This is a genomic window from Mycobacterium paraffinicum (genome assembly GCF_025822865.1).
GTDB classification, from domain to species: Bacteria; Actinomycetota; Actinomycetes; order Mycobacteriales; family Mycobacteriaceae; genus Mycobacterium; species Mycobacterium paraffinicum.
In genome coordinates, this window is record NZ_JACKUR010000002.1 from 1 (window position 1) to 271 (window position 271).

Below are 271 nucleotides of genomic sequence, written 5' to 3' on the forward strand. Positions count from 1 at the left end.
AGGCCCAGCTGGACCCAACGGCGCTGTCGGTGCTGGCCATGTTGCTGCCGGCGCTCTGCACCTTCTGCCCGTGGGCGTTGGCCTGCTCGTAGATCACCTGGAAGTTGCGACCCAACTGGGTGATGAACTCCTGGCAGGCCACCGAACCGGCACCGCCCCAGAAGTCACCCGCAGCAAGCACATCGCGAACGATGGCCTGGTGCTCAGCCTCCAGAGACGCGGCCTGGGCGCGGATCAAGGCACCGTGGGCGTCGACATCGCCGAACTGGTA

Annotated in this window: 1 protein-coding gene; it reads right to left on the reverse strand. The window is 66.4% G+C overall.

Annotated features, from left to right (window positions below; all coding sequences use genetic code 11):
- Positions 1–271: WXG100 family type VII secretion target (locus H7J89_RS00010; protein ID WP_156349812.1), on the reverse strand; the 271-nt coding region annotated here is incomplete at both ends.